At 38.8% G+C, this 16,728-nt stretch carries 11 protein-coding genes; 9 read left to right on the forward strand and 2 right to left on the reverse strand.

Features of this window, described 5'->3' with window-relative positions; genetic code table 11:
• The first annotated feature begins 1 nt into the window (after position 1).
• A complete protein-coding gene (locus tag B3I52_RS04715) occupies positions 2 to 5,134 on the forward strand; it encodes a T9SS type A sorting domain-containing protein (RefSeq protein WP_293299293.1) in 5,133 nt (1,710 codons plus the stop codon).
• Between the two features lie 175 nt (positions 5,135 to 5,309).
• On the opposite strand, the gene B3I52_RS04720 is transcribed toward B3I52_RS04715, so the two are convergent.
• Positions 5,310 to 7,109 carry a hypothetical protein gene (locus B3I52_RS04720; RefSeq protein ID WP_293299294.1) on the reverse strand — a complete coding sequence of 600 codons (1,800 nt, stop codon included), beginning with the start codon at positions 7,107 to 7,109 and terminating at the stop codon, positions 5,310 to 5,312.
• 87 nt (positions 7,110 to 7,196) lie between these two features.
• Here B3I52_RS04720 and B3I52_RS04725 point away from each other — a divergent pair, with 87 nt between their 5' ends.
• Positions 7,197 to 7,496: a DUF1801 domain-containing protein gene (locus B3I52_RS04725; protein ID WP_293299295.1), complete on the forward strand. Its 300-nt coding sequence runs from the start codon at positions 7,197 to 7,199 to the stop codon at positions 7,494 to 7,496.
• A gap of 140 nt (positions 7,497 to 7,636) precedes the next feature.
• Positions 7,637 to 7,993, forward strand: coding sequence for a DUF2200 domain-containing protein (locus B3I52_RS04730; RefSeq protein WP_293299296.1), 357 nt, complete (start codon positions 7,637 to 7,639; stop codon positions 7,991 to 7,993).
• A gap of 157 nt (positions 7,994 to 8,150) precedes the next feature.
• Here the strand turns inward: B3I52_RS04730 and B3I52_RS04735 are convergent, their stop codons facing one another.
• Complete coding sequence (locus tag B3I52_RS04735) at positions 8,151 to 9,854, reverse strand: hypothetical protein (RefSeq protein ID WP_293299297.1); 1,704 nt, start codon at positions 9,852 to 9,854, stop codon at positions 8,151 to 8,153.
• A 138-nt stretch (positions 9,855 to 9,992) separates the two neighbouring features.
• On the opposite strand from B3I52_RS04735, the gene B3I52_RS04740 reads away from it, so the two are divergent.
• The 6 genes from B3I52_RS04740 to B3I52_RS04765 all read left to right on the forward strand — a co-directional run bounded on the left by B3I52_RS04740 (position 9,993) and on the right by B3I52_RS04765 (position 16,682).
• Entirely contained in the window at positions 9,993 to 11,522 is a 1,530-nt protein-coding gene (locus tag B3I52_RS04740) for a MiaB/RimO family radical SAM methylthiotransferase (RefSeq protein WP_293299298.1), read from the forward strand.
• A 218-nt stretch (positions 11,523 to 11,740) separates the two neighbouring features.
• The gene (locus B3I52_RS04745) at positions 11,741 to 12,970 is read left to right on the forward strand and encodes a sigma-54 interaction domain-containing protein (protein WP_293299299.1); all 1,230 of its coding nucleotides are present in this window, start codon (positions 11,741 to 11,743) and stop codon (positions 12,968 to 12,970) included.
• Between the two features lie 3 nt (positions 12,971 to 12,973).
• Positions 12,974 to 13,486, forward strand: a complete 513-nt coding sequence (locus tag B3I52_RS04750; protein WP_293299300.1) for an LptE family protein — start codon at positions 12,974 to 12,976, stop codon at positions 13,484 to 13,486.
• 33 nt (positions 13,487 to 13,519) lie between these two features.
• Positions 13,520 to 14,770 carry a hypothetical protein gene (locus tag B3I52_RS04755; RefSeq protein WP_293299301.1) on the forward strand — a complete coding sequence of 417 codons (1,251 nt, stop codon included), beginning with the start codon at positions 13,520 to 13,522 and terminating at the stop codon, positions 14,768 to 14,770.
• 14 nt (positions 14,771 to 14,784) lie between these two features.
• Positions 14,785 to 15,141 (forward strand): preprotein translocase subunit SecG, encoded by a 357-nt coding sequence (secG, locus tag B3I52_RS04760; protein ID WP_293299302.1) that lies wholly within the window; start codon positions 14,785 to 14,787, stop codon positions 15,139 to 15,141.
• Positions 15,142 to 15,314: 173 nt separating this feature from the next.
• The gene (locus B3I52_RS04765) at positions 15,315 to 16,682 is read left to right on the forward strand and encodes a DUF5723 family protein (RefSeq protein WP_293299303.1); all 1,368 of its coding nucleotides are present in this window, start codon (positions 15,315 to 15,317) and stop codon (positions 16,680 to 16,682) included.
• The last annotated feature ends 46 nt before the right edge of the window (positions 16,683 to 16,728 follow it).

Genomic DNA, 16,728 nt, shown 5'->3' on the forward strand with positions numbered 1-16,728 from the left:
TATGAAAAAACTTTTACTCTTTTTCCTGCTAGGATATTTTGCTTTTGCAGGAATTTCAAAAGCTCAGGATGGCGTAACCACTGCCTTTGCTTTTGGCGGTGGTATGACTACTGTAGATGAAATGCGTTATGTCAGCGATGGCGACCTCTATTTCGTAGCCCGGCTGGGCGGTAAAAACCAATTTGCAGGCAATAATTACGATGCCGGAGGTTATGGCGTTTACCCTTTACAACAATGGATATACGGTAAAGTAAGCACCAGCGGCCAACAAACCCTTTTAAAGGTATTTGAAAGAAATGTTGGAGAGAATAACCTGTACAACTCAATGGGCAACAACCATGTGATAGACAAAGACGGTAACCTTTACAGTATCATGACGGGCACTTTTCCCGGCAATGATTACGGCGATGGTTTTGTAGAAACCGGCTACGGCGCAAAACTCATTAAGACCAGTAAAACGGGCGTAGTACAATGGGTAAAACCTATTAATACAGGTGTAAACATTGCCTACGGTTCAAGCGGAACAACCCTGCCCAACGTAAATGGCCTACAAGTGATGAGCGATGGCTCTATCTATACCATTATTACTTCCAACAACCAAATTACCGATAGCGGCAGCCCCTATTTTGAGAAATACCCAACACGCATTATTAAATACAATAGCAGCGGCGATGAAGTTTGGCACCATGAGATGTTTTCAGGCAGCAACGGCTTGTCGTTTGTTGTAAACGCACCAAAGCAATTTGTAGCCAACAACGGCAGTATGGTGGTAAACATAATCAGCACTATCGATGCCAGCTTCATATCACAAGGCACAACCTTAACCGCTACCCACCCTAGCAGCTTTGGTTCGTACTACAATTGCTTAATGGGCTTAGACAATACCGGGGCAAGAACTTGGTTTCAATCTACCACTTGGGGTGTTTCGCTAAAAGCGGTTGACCCCAACAGCGCAACAGTTTATGCTTCTTACGGTTATACTGGTGGAAACAATACCCCACCACCCATTGCGCCTTACAGCTCGTTGCCAAACCTTAATACATTTACAAGCACATACACATGGAGCGGTATGTTAAAATTAGACATTGCCACAGGCAACATCACCAATTCTACGCCTACTATACCTGTACCAAACAGCCTGAGGTTTTTAACCAGCGCCGAAAAATTACATGTACGTTCAGATGGTAGCCTTATATTTTACGCACATAAAACTGCTTTTTCTGCTATAGGAAATTATATGGTGCCAGACAATTACAACGCCTTAATTTTTACCGACGCTAATTACAATGTAACTAAAGTAGCGCAAGCTAACATAGAGAAAGTGGAACTGATTGCCGAAAACAGTACAAACTTTGCATTTGCTGATGATTTTAAAACGGCTATTACTTTAGGAGGGAATACCCTAACGCCATTTTTAATAGATACCGATTTTGGTACACGCTTCCCCTTATACGCAAGCGTAAAAGCCGATAGCTACATTGCGCAAGGAACCATTAGTCAAATTGCATCGCCAAAGACTACCACATGGACAGGCGCAACCAGTACCGCCTGGAATGATACCGGCAACTGGAGCAACGGCATAGCCGATATAAATACAACAGCTATTTTTGATACCAACACGGCTAATCAGCCTACGGTAACAGCTGCTACAACCGTTGGCCGGGTAGTAATAAATGCTGGTATTACTACAACATTGCCAACAAGCGATCTTACCATTAAAGATAAATTAGAGGTTAATGGCATTTTAAAAATCCCTGTTAGCGGATATACCTATTTTACAGGCTATAATGCCGGAGCAATAGATGGAAACGGAATTCTGGAATTTAACGGAACAGGCTCTGCTGCTATGGGTTTTGTTGCACGTTTAAGTAACCAATTGGGCTTAAAAACCAATGTGAATTTAGGTACTTCCGGTACTTATAAAACTGTAGAATTTGTAGGTTCGGGAATAAAAATTACCGGTAATATAACCATTGCCAATACTAATGCCAATGCAATAACAGGCGCCAATGCTACCAATTATATTGATGGCAAACTTACCCAAAATATTGTTGCTGGCACCAGCTATAGCTTTCCGGTAGGTACTTCGACCAATTATTTACCTGTAACTATTAATACCAATACTTTAAGCGGTGTAAATAGTATTACGGTAGGGACAAAAACCGGCAGCATTACTCTTCCTGATTTGAATATTGCAGGCAGTACCGTAAACCGCTTTACCACTAATGGATATTGGACTATCACTGCCGATGCAACACCAACATCGGGCAATTACAGTATTACACTAAATAAAAGCAATGCTACTAATGGTGATACGGACGCCAGCAAATACTTAGCTTTAAAAACAACACCTGTAAGTGCAGTGTACGGTTTTGAAGGAAGTTTAGGCAACCGTAGCCAAACAGGTGGCTCGGGATCAAACCCTAATTTCCAAAATTCGGCAATTTCTGTCAGTCAAAATGATTTGGAGAGCTTTGGTGACTTCGCCATCGCAGTAATGTCAGCACCATTATCTGAACCTTTGACTGTTAGTACAAGCATATGGACAGGCGCTACCAATACCGACTGGAACAATGCGGGCAACTGGAGCAACGGTGTACCTAACTCATTAGTAAAAGTTACCATTCCAGCAGGTTTAAGCAATTATCCTTTAATATATAATCAAACCAAATCTTATTTAAACAATTTAACTATTGATGCCGGAGTTGACGTAAATTTATCAAACAGGTTAGTGGTAACTAATGATGTAATTAACAATGGTATAATTACCGTAAATACTACAGCTAATGCAAATAGCACATTACCGGTACGCAGGTCTTATAACGCAATCTCAGGTCAATACCTAGATGCACCGTTTATCAACGGTAGCGGAAAAGTTGTGTTTTTGAAGGTTGGCTCTTATCCTGTATTACAAAACGGAGGAACTATTAATTGCGACGTTGAAGTAAATATTGGTGATGCCAATGAAATTAACATTAACGGTACTTATGGGGGCAATTTGAAAGTAATTTCAGGTAAGCCGGTAAATACACAAGTGGGTAGTGCTGCAGAACCAGACCATATTATACAGCTTAACCCTACTTCTACTTTAGAAATAACTGCACCCATTAACCATATTGTAGGCCAAATTAAAAAAGCAGTAAGCAGCAATGGTACGTATGATTTCCCAATCGGGAACTATATAACTTCTACTTATACCGGTGGAAGAAAATATGGTGCAATTACCATTACTAACCACGATATTGTGAATACTTCGCAATATCAGGTTAGGTTTGATGGAAATACCAGTAATTTTTTCCCTCAAAAAAAAGGAAGCGATATTTATAGCTCATTTCTTAATTCGGGTTACTGGTGGATTACTCCAAATGTTGTATCCACCTCGGGTACGATAGATTTGGTCTTAAAAACATCAAATTACACCAATGGCAAAGCCGATATAAGCGATTATGCCTTAATTCGGGCAAACGATTCCGGCTATTGGACTTTTGTAGAAAACGCCGTTTTTAGTGAAAATGCCGGAATAATAACTGTTACAGCAAACGGATTAGCTCCACTTTCTACCACAGGAGCAACCCGCTTTTACATTGGCCTAAAAGCAACCACTACCACCTGGACTGGACTGGCCAACAACGGCAACTGGAATACTGCCGGAAATTGGAGCAGTGGTGTACCTAACACCACAACCAAAGCTATTTTCAATGGTTCGGCAACCAATTTTCCTACTACAAATATTCCAACTTCAAATGCACCTGCAGCGGTAGAGATACAAAGCGGAGCAACACTTTCTTTGCCCACAAGCTTCTCTACCCCAATTCCAATGATAAATAATGGAACAATTGAAGTAAAAGGAACTGGAACTTTCGTGGGCTTCGGAAACAGTCCATACACCATACCTACGGGTTCTGGCACCTTAAAGTTTACTGCCAATAGTCCAAATCAAATTTACGGAGCTTATTTAACCAATAGTACCATTCCTAATGCTATCGAAATTGCTAATCCGGCTGGGGTAACCGTATATAACAGTAGTTTAAATTTAGGTGGCTCTCTAATTTTTACCAGTGGCAAACTCACCGTAGCGCCAAACTACACGCTGAACATGACAAACCCGAATGCAACTATTACAGGCGCATCGGCTTCATCATACATCATAGGAAATGTTAACCGTACGGTAAACAGTGCGGGCAATTATACTTTCCCGGTAGGTACAGCAACGGCTTACGCCCCGGCGGTCATACAATTAAATAATATTGTTGGCCCAACCAGTATTTCGGCAAGTTTTAACAGTACTGCGCTTAGTAATCAACCTAATTTAAGTATTGGCTCTGCTACTATAACACAGGCTTTAGCTGGCGGAAGCTGGACAATTACGCCTAACACACAACCCAGTTCAGGAAATTATAACATTACTTTATCAGCACCATTGGGAAGCTCTGCAGCAAATGATTTTGCCATCATCAAACGGGAAGGCAATTATTCCTTTTACAACTGGACAGTTGCCGGTACGCCTCAATCATCATCGGTAAACGCAGGTGTGGTAACTGCTTCGGCAACTGGCATTACCAGTTTCTCTCAATTCGGAATTGGAGAATTACCCACAACTCTTCCTGTTAAGCTCACAAAATTTGTAGCAAAAGCAGAAAGCACTAGTGTTTTACTAACTTGGGAAACCGCCACAGAATTAAACAGCGACAAATTTATTGTAGAACGTAGTAATGATGGTAATTTATTTTTGCCAGTCGGCGATATAAAAGCAAAGGGCAGTTCTACCCAACAAATTAGTTATAGCTTACGCGATAAAAATCCACAAGGTGGGATGAACTATTACCGCTTAAAGCAAGTAGATTTAGATGGCAGTTTTGAGTATAGCAACATCGTGCCTGTTAAATTTTCGCTGTCTGCTACAAGTATTAAAACCTATCCAAATCCAGCGAGCGAATGGTTGCACTTTAATGGTGTGGCAAACAAAAAGGCAAAGGTAAACTGGTACAATTTAGAAGGTATAAAAGTGGCCGAAACTACTTTAGAAAGTGATAAAACTTTGGTGCCAATTGCATTAAATAGTGGAATATATTTTATTCACGTTTTATTTACCAACGGCAGCAGTTTTAAGCATAAAGTTACCGTTAACAGATAACAAAACAGGAATTGGGTAGAAATACCCCTCCTGTTTATACAAAAAGAGATTACCCGAAAGCGCTATAACTAGCTCTCGGGTAATCTCTTCGTTTTTCACAAGTATTTTTAACCGCTTATTTATTAAAAAGTTGTAATAAAATGAGGCCATTCCAATAAAAAATTCGAACGCTAGTTTAGCGATTTCTAAGTCGTTCTACCCTTCTCAATTCCCTGCGCAATCTACGCTTTTCACGTTCATTTTTCATGTTTTCGAAACGAGAGATATAGCTTTTAATTTCGGCTTCTTTTTGAGGTGTAAAACCCACGCTATATTTTACTCCTTCAAACAAAGTTTTCCAAATAAAGTTAAAGAAAGAAGCCGTAGGCCTGCGCTGGTAACTAATTGGTGCTACTACAAATTTACCGTCGGCAGATGGATTATCTTTGTAAATAACCATTGCATTGGTTAAAAGCGACAAAAGCCCCAAACGCTTTAATCGTTCGCCGCCTTCGTGCTTTTTCATTAGGGCCAACGACAAATCGTTGTAAATAAATTCTACTTTGCCTTCGGCCGTTTCTTCATTGGCAACAATATCAAACCCAAATTTGCGAATTAAACAGCTTTTTATTTGCACCATGCCCAAAGGCTTAGTAAGGTAGTTTAGCTGCCGGCCATCCATGTTTAGCAATTGCCCTTTATACGAAAAATCGGCCTTTGGTGCTACGGTATTAAACTTAAAGCCAACATTTAATTTCCCTTGCCCCATCAAATAGCTTTCCAGCTCGGCTTCCATTATTGGGTTGCGCCTTTTGAGCTTAGCCAGGTTGGTTACGTTGGTAATTAGCCCCGATGTACTGTTGAAATTAATTCGGCCACGCTGCCCGCTCTTGGCATCTAGCTCGGCATAGCTGATATTTAATTGATGAAGCGAGATTTTTTTTAACGAAATAGGGATATTCACCTTTTGCAATAACCGATGGGGAAACTTACCCGTTCTATCTTTCCCCGATTTAGGATAGGAATTATCGTTAAAAACAGCAAGCGAGCCATTAGCAATATTCATTTCATTGGCCAATACCTCTCTATTTCTTATGTAGGCAAGAAAATCTACCCCTAACAAATCTATATTGTTTAATTGTAGCGAATACCTTTCTCTGGCATAACCGGCCACTTTTACAAATTCTTGCTCAGAATAACGGGGCTGTAGCACAAACTCTTTAATGTTTAGTTTTTTGGCCGAAGCGCTAAACTCAAACTGGCTGGCTTTAATGTAATACATGCTATCGGGGGTAGCATAAGTGTAATTGTTTAGGTAAACGTAAGCATCCTTTAACAAATAAAACCTGCTTTTATCCTTGGCAGAAAGAGAGTCTATTAACCAATCTTTTAAAGTAATGTTGATATTGGCAATGGTATCAATATCGGGCTTTGCCTTATTGTTGTTCACATACTTAAAACTGGCATTTTTAAAATCGATGGTTTTGACATGCAATGCGCTAAAAATATCTTTAATATAATCGTAAGGCGATTTTTCTGGCTGTGGGGGCTTATTCTCGTTAAAAATCAACGCTTTGTTTATCATTGTAATATGCGGCTTATCAAATAGCAGCAAATCTATTTCGAGCTTATGATTGAAGTAGATTTTAAAAGGATGAAATTTTTTAACGCTAAGTTTCCTGAGCTCGATGTGGTATAAATTGTTTGGCGCCTTTTTTTGCAACACCAATTTTTGGTACACCTTTGTGTTTGGCACAAGGTGTACTGCTGTTAACGAGGCATTTCCGGTAAGGGGGTTAATACTTACTTTATCGAAAGTAATATGATACAGTCCATTGGTAGCTTTATTTATAATTACCCCCAGTTCTTGTTGTACAATGGGTTTTATTTTTTTTGCCACATACCAAGATGCAACAGCAACTATCAGTATTAAAAACAACAAAACACCTAAAATCAGTTTTATTTTTTTACTAATTTTAAAGATAATTTTTGGCATTGTAGGTGTTGAGCTAGGTTAACAATTTCCAAGATACATATTTTTATCGTTACACAATAAACTACTAAACTTTAGTACGTCTCATTTATGCCAACAACAAAATATACTAATAATGAACAGGTAACAGCACATATTGCTAAACTGCCCAAAAACATTCAGCCCGCTGTAACCTATCTGCGTGAGCTTATGTTGGCTACAGACGATGAAATTTCGGAACATATTAAATGGAATTCTCCGGCGTTTTATTATTCGGGAGCAATGAGCGCATTTAATGCCAAGGAGTATAAGAGAGATATTTTGGTTATGAATTTGCGTAAAGATAAAATTATGTGCGTGTTACCTACCGGCATGGTAATAAAAAAACAATACCGAAATTTTAGAAGGTAATTATACAGATGGCAGAAGGATAATTTACTTTAGAGATTTAGATGATATACAGCTAAAAGCACCACTACTTAAAAACGCTATTAAAGAATGGCTGGCTTTAGTAGAAAAATAATTGATTTTAAGAATTAACAGCAAGCAACATGAACGATAAAAATAACGAAAGAGTATATAAAATGTCTTTTGCCGGGGTTTATCCGCATTACATTGCAAAAGCAGAAAAAAAAGGGCGTAGTAAGGCAGAAGTAGATGAAATTATTTATTGGTTAACAAGCTATAACGAAGAAACACTGTTGCAACACCTAGCTCACAAAACCAATTTTAAAGATTTTTTTGAGCAGGCAACAATTAACCCAAACGCCTCAAAAGTAACTGGGGTAATTTGCGGTTACCGCATTGAAGAAATTGAGGATCCTTTGATGCGACAAATCCGTTATTTAGATAAAATGATAGACGAATTAGCCAAAGGCAAGGCTATGGATAAAATTTTAAGAAAATAAAAAACTGTGTAAAATGGAACACCTATTATGCTTGACGAGGGGGCCAAACATTGCCCTGAACCGATAGACGGTGTCCCGCCGTCTGTGTATTTCCTTGGGTGGGATTAAACAGCTTCTAATTTATGCGTATTGGGTTTGCAGAAAAGCAATCTAGCTATTATTTCTTCTTAGGCTCAGGCATCTTTTTCATCGGTACAACACCAATGCCTACAATTTCCCTCATGCCTTTAAAAATGGTCTTCCACATTAAATTAAAAAACGAGGCCTGAGGTACACGCTCATGTATTACTGTTGCTGTTCGTCCTTTTTCTCCCACCATATTATCATCTTTAATTAAAAGCGTATTGGCCAAAAAAGACAATAACCCTTTTTTCTTTTCTTTCCCATCATCATCTTCGGCAAGCATTTTAACTTTTAAATCGTTATAATAAAAGTTTACTACACCTTTTGAGCCGCTGTTATTTGCAGACACGTCAAAACTTGCCGATGTTACCTTTCCACTTTCAATTTCAATTTCACCCAAAGGTTTAGCAATGGCACTTAAAGCCTTTAAATCAAAACCGCCCACCGTGCCCTTATAATGAAATGCAGCATTGTTGGCGGTTAAATTAAAATCTATTTTAACATTCAATTTTGCCACACCCATTACATACGTTGTTAAATCTGCATAAGCATAATTTTTTGTTACCAAACGGGCGCTATCATTCGTTAAGTTGTTAATTACCCCATTTAAACCATCGAGTTTTACTGTTCCAATTTCCTTAGTTTTGGGGTTATACTCTCCATAAGCCACATTCACTTTAGCAATTTTCAAAACTTCAACAACTGTTGGAATTGGTAAGCGCTTCAATGCTACATGAGGAAAATTTCTTGCTTTATCTATTGCCGGGGGTGGCAGCTCTCGGTTCATAAACACGTTTACTTCTGCCGGTCCGAGCCTAATTTCTTCGACATGTAATTCTCCATTATTATTCAGTCCTACGTAATCGATTCCAGTTAAATTAATTTTCTTGAAATTCAAATCATAGCGATCTCTTTGCGCCCTATATTTTCTACTAAAGGCAATTTTCGAATACATTGGCTCCATCTTAAAACCTCGGATTTCTAAATCTCTCCCAGTAATAGAACCCCTCAAGGTATCCAGTTTCAACGTGTACATTTTGTCCTTTGTTTCAGATTGATATCCTATTAGTTCAAAACCAATGTTTTTACTATGAAACACTCTTGTGGTATCAAACTGCGCTGCCGAATCAATTAAAACATCTTTAACATTAATAGAAAGATGTTTCACTGCATTTAACTTTTGCTTGCCGTTGTAGTAGTCAAAATCGGCGTCAATTACTTTTATTTGCTTAACAGCGATAGACTTTAAGGAGTTTGAGATTTGCTGATACAAGGTTCTTTCATCCTTAATGGTATCTCTTTTTTTGGCAACTTTATGATAAACCATATCTATGGAAGGACGATCCAAAACAATAGCGTTCAAAGTTACTTTTTTATTGAAATAAGCATTAAAAACACCTACTCTTGAGATTTTTAAGTGCGCCACCTTAATGCGGAAAAGATGTGTAGGAGCTTGTTTTGCTTCCTTTAGTTGACGAAAAACATTGGTATCTGGAAGTAGAATAATGTTATCTAAAATCGCAGTGCCAGTTAATAAATTAAGGTGGATGTCTTGAAAATCTATTTTGTACAAACCATTAGAGGCACTATTTACTCCTTCTTTAATTTTAGTGGTTAAAGTGGGCTTCCATTTAGCACTTAGAATAATTGCAGCAATACCTAAAATTAGGATAACTGCCCCTAATATACCACCAATCCAATACCAAAATTTGCGTTTGCGAAATGTTGTTTTTGACATAAGGTTTTTGTTTGTATAGGTAAAGACAAAAATTAAGACCTATTGTTTCGATAAGATAAATAGATTGTAAAATTCCTGCCATTCTGTCATTTATCATTTAATTTTTGTACTTTTGAAGCTCGTAAATAATATTTTTCGATGATAGATTTTAAGCTTCAGGATAAAACACACGACGAATCTCGCCAAGGCGAAGCATTGGTATTGGATAAAAAGGGCGATGGCAAAAAGCTTTACATAGAAAGCTATGGTTGCCAAATGAATTTTGCAGATAGCGAAATTGTAGCTTCTATCCTTTCTGAAACTGGGTTTGAAACCACAAACGATTATCAAAATGCCGATGTGATTTTCATCAATACTTGCTCTATCAGAGAAAATGCGGAGCAGCGTGTACGTAACAGATTATCGCAATTTGGAGTAGAGAAACGTAGAAATCCGAAATTGGTGGTTGGTGTTTTAGGTTGCATGGCCGAACGCTTGAAAGCTAAGTTTTTGGAAGAAGAAAAATTGGTAGACGTAGTGGTGGGCCCAGATGCCTATCGGGATTTACCGAAACTGATTGACCAAGTAGAAGATGGCCATAAAGCGGTTAACGTAATTTTATCTCGTGAAGAAACTTATGCCGATGTAAGCCCTGTTCGATTAAACACCAATGGCATTACCGCCTTTGTAACCATTATGCGTGGTTGCGACAACATGTGTTCTTTCTGTGTAGTGCCATTTACCAGGGGTAGAGAGCGCAGTAGAGATCCATTCTCAATTATTAACGAAGCGAAAGAGCTTTTTGAAAATGGTTATCGCGAAGTTACGCTTTTAGGGCAAAACGTAGACTCGTATTTATGGAGCGCAGAGAAAACAGCAAAAAAAGTTATTGACGATGCTGCTGACGACATGAATACCCTAACTGGCGACGCGTTGCTTGACGCACTGAGCAACAAAACAGATTTGCCCTCTGCTTTAATTAAAGAGCACGCGGAAGGTTCAGTAAACTTTGCGCAATTGTTGGCCATGGTAGCAGAAATTCACCCAGATTTAAGGGTTCGTTTTTCTACCTCACACCCTAAAGACATTACCGACGAGGTACTATATACCATTGCTAAATACGAAAATATTTGCAATTATATACACTTGCCTGTACAATCGGGCAATAGCCGCATTTTAGCTTTAATGAACAGAACTTATACCAGAGAATGGTACATGAACAGAATTGATGCCATCCGTCGTATTATTCCGGGCTGTGCAATTTCTTCTGATATTATTGCGGGTTTTTGTACCGAAACTGAAGAAGAGCACCAAGATACCTTGAGCATTATGCACTATGCAAGGTATAATTTTGCTTACACCTTCTCTTACTCTGAGCGCCCAGGCACTTTAGCTGCTCGTAAATACAAAGACGATGTTCCGGAAGATGTAAAAGCTCGTAGATTGGCAGAAATCTTTAAAAAACAACAAGAAGATTCGTTGGCCTGCTTAGAAGAGTTTGTAGGCAAAACCGTAAAAGTTCTAATTGAAGGTTTTTCTAAAAAATCTGATAAAGAGTACAGAGGGCGAAATGATGAAAATGCCATGGTGGTTTTCCCTGTTACAGACACGGTAAAACCTGGCCAATACGCAAACGTTTATATAGAACGTTGTACATCGGCTACGCTAATTGGTAGTGTGGTTAGTTAGTTTGTGGGTTATTGGTTGTTTAAAACACAGATGTTTGTAAAATAAACCTGATAGTAGTGAGCACAAGCGTAGCGAAGTAAAACGGATAGCAGGATTTTCGGAACCGATGGAAAACTGAAATTGCTTTTCGTGAAAAAAATTAAACAATTAAATTTTGAATGAAAGAATTTGCTTGACGACAGTCTCAAATCTCATATCTCACATCTCAAGACTTTTAAATGGATACACAAAGTATAAAACAACGTTTTGGCATAATTGGCAACTCGCCTTTATTAAACCGAGCAATAGATACTGCCAGTCAGGTAGCACCTACTGATATGTCTGTTTTAATTACTGGGGAGAGTGGTAGTGGTAAAGAAGTTTTTTCGCACATCATACATCAATTAAGCGCTCGCAAACATGGAACTTTTATTGCCGTAAACTGCGGTGCCATACCAGAAGGCACTATAGACTCTGAATTATTTGGCCACGAAAAAGGTTCTTTTACTGGTGCTCACGAAGCAAGAAAAGGCTATTTTGAAGTAGCCAATGGCGGTACCATTTTTTTAGATGAGGTAGCCGAATTGCCTTTGGGCACGCAAGCCCGTTTATTACGCGTGCTAGAGAGCGGCGAGTACCTGCGTGTAGGTTCGTCTAAAGTTCAAAAAACAGATGTTAGAATTATTGCCGCAACCAATGTTGATGTTTATCGCAGTGTAACCAAAGGCAAGTTTCGTGAGGATTTATATTATCGCTTAAATACGGTTCCATTGCGTATCCCACCATTACGTGAGCGTAAAGACGATATTTTCCTGCTATTTAGAAAGTTTGTTTCCGACTTTAGCAACAAATACAGATCGCCAGGAATTCAATTAGATACCGATGCCGTTCAAATACTAAGCAATTACAGTTGGCCGGGCAATGTGCGCCAGTTAAAAAATATTGCAGAGCAGATTTGCGTACTCGAAAAAGATAGAAATGTATCTGCACAGGCATTACTAAACTATATCCCTAACGAACAGAGCAATAATTTACCTGTTGCTGTTGGCGGCAGTACCAAAGAAGATTTTTCGGAACGAGACATTTTGTACAAAGTGCTGTTCGACATGAAAAAAGACATGGTTGAGCTGAAAAAGTTAGTCGCCGAGATTATCCAAAACGGAGGTAACACGGCACACATCATGGCCGACAATCCGCAGTTCATTAATCAACTCTATCAAGATGTAGCACTAAATGGCCATAGCGAACCAACGCTTACCATTAAGCATCCAACAGCCAATTCCCCTGTAGATTATAATTACGCCCACGATGCCGAGGAAGTGGAAGAATCGTTATCGTTGATAGATAAAGAATCGGATTTGATTAAAAAAGCCCTAAAAAAGCACAAAGGCAAACGCAAATTTGCGGCTCAAGAATTGGGCATTTCCGAACGTACTTTATATAGAAAAATAAAAGAGTTAAATCTTTAAGCAATGAAGAAAATAGTTTTGTTTTTAGCAGTAATTCTTGCCATTGCAGGTTGTAGCTATAAATTTAATGGTGCTTCTATTCCTCCTGCCATGAAAACCATTAACGTAAGGTTTTTCGAAAATAATGCGCCTTTGGTGGTACCCACTTTAGCACAAACTTTTACCGAAGATTTGAAAGAACGTATTCGTACACAAAGCAGGTTAAGCATTACACAAAACGACGCCGATGCTATTTTGGAGGGCAGAATTACCAATTACGAAATTAAACCTATTGCATTTACCGACAATAACCAACCTAAAGCAGGCGCCAATAGGTTAACCATTACCGTTGAAGTAACCTACACCAACAATTTAGATTCGGGCAAGGTTAAGAGTAGCTTTAAAGAAAGTTTTAGCGCTTTTAAAGACTTTACACTACAGGGCGGAACCTTGCAAAGCCAAGAGCCAGCATTAATAAAACAGGTAAACCAACAATTAACAGAAAACATTTTTAACCGTGCCTTTGCGCAATGGTAACGATAATTTATTTTCAATTATTAACTTAGCGCAATGGAGTTGAATATAGAGATGAAGCAAAAATTGGAGCAATTACTTGCCAAACCGCAATCGGTGGTGCCGGCAGATATTCCTTTCGTGCAACAACTCATCAAAACCTTTCCTTATTACCAACCCTTGCATTTGTTGTTGGCAAAAGCAAGCAACCATAGCGAAAATCAGCAGAATGCTTTTACCAAAGCGGCACTTTACAATGGTGGCAGCTTAGTGCACCGTGTAATTTACGAACCCCAACAGCTTATTCCCGTAAAACAAGTTAATGTAATTACCTATCAGCCTTGGGCAAATACTTTTTTAACCAATACTGATGAAAGTCCGATTGCAGAGAATGTAACAGCAGAAAAAGTTCAACCCGAAGCTGTGCTGCCTACCCCAACAGCAAATCATCAGTTTACTGCCCCAGAAATCGAAAACCTTGCACCTTTACAAGAAGAGATTTTGAAAGTTTGCGAACCCGCAACAAGTATCGATAAAACTGAAACAACAACCGTAGAAACAGACGAACAAGAAACCTTTGAAGAAATTAGTGAGGTTTTTGCGCCACCTGTAGATACCGAAAAAGAGACAAACAACACTGAACAGCCAGTAACTGTAGAAGCACCAATACAAGCACAAGAATTAGCAATTGAAACCGCAGCCGCAACCGATTTTTTTGCTTTCGACAGTAATTTTAGTACAGAAGTTATTGCCGAAGAAGCAGTAGAAAACGAAATTACAGAGCAGCCACTTAGCTATACAGGCCATACGCACGAAAATATAGTTAGCAAATACGATGACGATAAGCTACCTTTTACTTTTTTATGGTGGTTGGCCAAAACACGCAAAGATCACGAGCAAATTTTTAAACCTTTTGCTTCTCCAGTAAAGGCAAACGTACCGACCTCAGACCTGCAACAACAGTATGTAGAAAACATCTTTCACATACAAGCACCCTTAGAACTTAGCCAGGAAGAACAATCTATTAATGCTACGTCACTAAAAAAAGAAACTCAGATTATTGATAACTTTATTAAGAACGACCCTCAAATAAAGGCATTAAAAGCAGAACAAATTAACAACGAGAATAAAGCAAAGCGAAGTGCAGAAGACGCGAACGATTTGGTATCGGAAACACTAGCGCATATCTATATAGAACAAATGCTTTACCACAAGGCAATAGATACTTATCAAAAATTAAGTTTGAAATTTCCAGAAAAAAGTGGTTACTTTGCCGACCTTATACAATCTTTAGAAAAGAAAATTTAAAACTATTATATAAAATGGCTACTACCCTACTTATTGTTTTATTGGTTATTGCATGTGTTGCATTAGCTTTTTTCATTTTAATTCAAAACCCTAAGGGTGGCGGTTTGGCTACTGGCGGCGCAAGCAGCAACATGTTTGGCGTACAACGTACTGGCGATGTGCTAGAAAAAGGAACTTGGGTTTTATTAGCGCTAATTGTGGCATTTTCATTGGCAATTACAGCAATGAGCAAAAACAGCACCACTAGCGGAACAGGTTCTAAAATTGACAGCCACATTAACAAAACAGCTGCTCCTTCTCCAATTGGAGGTGGCTTGCCTGCAAAATCTGCCGCTCCTGCTGCAGCACCTGCAGATAGCACAAAGAAATAAGCTTTAAATTAAAAGCTAACAAAAAACTCTTTGGTTAACCGCCAAGGAGTTTTTTTTGTTTTATATTTCTAATTCAAGTATCGTTCAATTGCGCTTTCTAAAAATACCGCTTTTTGGGTATTGCCTACACATTAAACAATGTATAGCTTTGCTTAAATCAAACAAACATATTCATGAAATCAATCTTCTTAACAACAATCTTGGCTGGGTTTAGCCTAAGTTTGTGTGCCCAAGAACTACCAGGCTTCAGAACCAGTAACTACAACGGTGTTCTTGGTGTCTTTAGCAACCCTGCAAACGCTTCACAAAACAACTATAAATGGGATGTAAACTTTCTTTCCCTAGGTGTGGGCATAGGCAACAACAACGCCTCTTTTGGTCTAAAAAACTTGAGCGATCTTACCGATGGCAACTCACTATCAGACCAATTGATAGGTGATGGCGCAAAGGCTTCTAACGCATTATTTGGCGCCGATATAAAGCCTTTATCTATATTAATTGGCCTCAACAGAAAAAGTGGCATTGCATTAACTACCCGCGGCAGAGTTTTGCTAAACGCTACCGATTTAGATGGAACACTTGCTAAACAAATTGCAGATGAGAGCGACAAATCTAGCTTTCCTTATAATATAAACTCTAATAAAGACATGCGTGTTACCGCAAATGCGTGGTCTGAAGTTGGCCTTACCTACGGCTATGTGCTAATGGATAAGGGCAAACATTTTATTAAAGCTGGTGTAACCGCCAAATATTTAGCCGGTGCTGCAAACGCTTACGTAAACATTAACAAACTAAAAGCTACGCTATCACAAGACCCCGTTACCGACAATGTTTATTTAGAAAATGCAACGGGCAGCCTAGAGCTAGGAACTGCAGGCGTTTCTTTAGACAATTTTGATGCGGCAGAACTTACTTCGTTTAAAAGCACTGGCTTTGGCGCCGATTTGGGCTTGATATACGAATACAGGCCTAAAGGCTCAAAAAACTACAAGCTTAAATTAGGCCTAGCCTTAACAGATTTAGGAAGCATAAAATATGAAAAGAACCTAGCCAACTCTGGCGGGTACAAAATACATACCGACAATCCAGGCTTAAATTTAGAAGAGCTAGGCAACCAACCTATCGATGATATTAAAACTTATTTAGACGGAAAACCTAATTTTTTTACCCCACAAAATAGTAGTGGAAACAATTATAGCGTTAGCCTGCCAACCATGTTAAATTTTGATATTGACTATAAGTTAACAGGTAAACTTTATATAAATGGTGCCACACAAATGAATTTGGCAAGCAGTAGCCAAAACAAAGCGTTCAACAATACTTATTACAACTCTTATACTGTAACGCCACGTATAGAAACAAAAGCCTTCGGTCTTTTTGTTCCGCTAACGTACAGTGCACTTACCGAAATGAACGCAGGCGCTGCCGTAAAAATTGGGCCACTATTTTTAGGTTCTGGCAGTATCTTAACTGCAATGTTCGACAAATCGAAACAAGCAGATTTCTTTTTTGGCATCCGCTTCGGCAGTTTCGCTAAATAAAATAAATTAATAAACTAACGTAGAAGGGGCTGTCTCAAAAGAGATA

The sequence above is a fragment of the Pedobacter sp. UBA4863 genome, assembly GCF_002399615.1.
Lineage (GTDB): Bacteria > Bacteroidota > Bacteroidia > Sphingobacteriales > Sphingobacteriaceae > Pedobacter.

Bases quoted from the DNA above. Each gene is read 5' to 3' on its own strand.
- B3I52_RS04715 (WP_293299293.1), top strand. From the start codon at position 2: ATGAAAAAACTTTTACTCTTTTTCCTGCTAGGATATTTTGCTTTTGCA.
- B3I52_RS04720 (WP_293299294.1), bottom strand. From the start codon at position 7,109: ATGCCAAAAATTATCTTTAAAATTAGTAAAAAAATAAAACTGATTTTA.
- B3I52_RS04725 (WP_293299295.1), top strand. From the start codon at position 7,197: ATGCCAACAACAAAATATACTAATAATGAACAGGTAACAGCACATATT.
- B3I52_RS04730 (WP_293299296.1), top strand. From the start codon at position 7,637: ATGAACGATAAAAATAACGAAAGAGTATATAAAATGTCTTTTGCCGGG.
- B3I52_RS04735 (WP_293299297.1), bottom strand. From the start codon at position 9,854: ATGTCAAAAACAACATTTCGCAAACGCAAATTTTGGTATTGGATTGGT.
- B3I52_RS04740 (WP_293299298.1), top strand. From the start codon at position 9,993: ATGATAGATTTTAAGCTTCAGGATAAAACACACGACGAATCTCGCCAA.
- B3I52_RS04745 (WP_293299299.1), top strand. From the start codon at position 11,741: ATGGATACACAAAGTATAAAACAACGTTTTGGCATAATTGGCAACTCG.
- B3I52_RS04750 (WP_293299300.1), top strand. From the start codon at position 12,974: ATGAAGAAAATAGTTTTGTTTTTAGCAGTAATTCTTGCCATTGCAGGT.
- B3I52_RS04755 (WP_293299301.1), top strand. From the start codon at position 13,520: ATGGAGTTGAATATAGAGATGAAGCAAAAATTGGAGCAATTACTTGCC.
- secG (WP_293299302.1), top strand. From the start codon at position 14,785: ATGGCTACTACCCTACTTATTGTTTTATTGGTTATTGCATGTGTTGCA.
- B3I52_RS04765 (WP_293299303.1), top strand. From the start codon at position 15,315: ATGAAATCAATCTTCTTAACAACAATCTTGGCTGGGTTTAGCCTAAGT.